We start from the raw sequence: 1,439 nt of genomic DNA, 5'->3' as shown, positions 1-1,439 counted from the left end.
CAGAGCAACAAGACGTCATAGCCCTCCCTATCTCATCAATTTATGGCACTAACCTCGTATTTAAAGTGGTCGATGACCGACTTGAATCACTGAACGTGGACATCATCGGTAACTTGTATAGCGATACACAAAGAGACCGAATTTTAGTACGCAGCAACCAACTGGAGGATGGCGACAGAATCATTACCACCCAGCTACCCAAAGCCATCAATGGTTTGAAAGTTTCTATTCAAGGCGCTGAGGTGGTTAAGTAATGGCGCTCGACACAGGGAAACACAAGCACGATTTAATCGGACGATTCGCGCAGCACCGTGTTGCCGCTAACTTGTTGATGCTGATACTGCTGATCGCAGGAGCGGTATCTCTGCTCAAACTCAACACACAATTTCTCCCCTCATTTCAGCCCGATTATATTACAGTTCGTGTCATTTGGCCGGGAGCCAGTGCTGAAGACGTTGCTAAGTCCATTGTTACGCCCTTAGAACAGGAATTACGTGACCTTGATTACGTGAAAGAGATGAAGTCGACCTCGTATCAAGCAAGCGCTGTGATCAGCCTTGAATACGATGAAGGCACAGACATGGGACTTGCCCTCGATCAGGTAAAGGAACAGGTATCCTTGGTCCGGAATCTCCCGTCTGATGCGGAAGAACCCGAAATATCTAAAGTGGTGATCAATGAAGATGTCGCAACCCTAATACTATCGGCAGACGCCTCTCGCGATGAGCTTCGCCCGCTCGCTTACGACTTCGAACGCGAGCTAATTGCACGTGGTATCTCAAAGGTTGAACTTATTGGACTTCCCGCGCAAGAAATTGCAATCACGGTATCCACTCAGGACATTAACAGAATCGGAGAATCTATTCCTTCTCTCGGCAGGTCGATCACGAGCGCTAGCCAAGATATTCCTGCTGGCACCTCGGCAAAGGATGAAGTCGCACGAGAGCTGCGCAGCATTGAACAACGCCGCGACCAAGAAAGTTTTAAGGATCTTGTCGTGCTCACAGCTAAAAACGGAGAACGATTGCGGCTTGGTGAGTTTGCAGAAGTAGAACGACGCAACAAAGAAAAACAAGTCGAGGTATTTTATAAGGACCGCCCCGCCGTATTGATGAGAATATTGCGAACGCCCTCCTCTGACACACTTCAAGCCGCAGAGACCTTTAATACTTGGCTTAAAGAAACCAGTGAAAGCTTGCCTCCAACGGTGTACTTAGATTCATACAACGAAGCATATGTATTAATCGAAGACCGTATCAACCTACTTGTGAAGAACGGCATCGGTGGATTGATTCTCGTCGTCGCAATTTTATTTATCTTTTTAAATGGTCGCGTCGCGTTTTGGGTCACGATTGGTATACCTGTTTCATTCGCAGGAACGCTTGCTGTTATGTACGCAATTGGTGGTACCATCAACATGGTCAGCATGTTTGCGCTTA

Annotated in this window: 1 protein-coding gene and 1 pseudogene; both read left to right on the top strand. The window is 47.3% G+C overall.

The window, feature by feature from the left end:
* Positions 1-254: pseudogene (locus A3762_RS27065) on the top strand (hypothetical protein); the annotation flags it as partial.
* The coding region (locus A3762_RS04285; RefSeq protein ID WP_197469019.1) for an efflux RND transporter permease subunit at positions 254-1,439 on the top strand (1,186 nt) is incomplete at its 3' end. The pseudogene A3762_RS27065 and the gene A3762_RS04285, both read left to right, overlap by 1 nt.

This window comes from Oleiphilus sp. HI0125 (genome assembly GCF_001635355.1).
The sequence above is the reverse complement of the archived record's forward strand: the minus strand, read 5'-3'. Positions and strand labels throughout refer to the sequence as shown.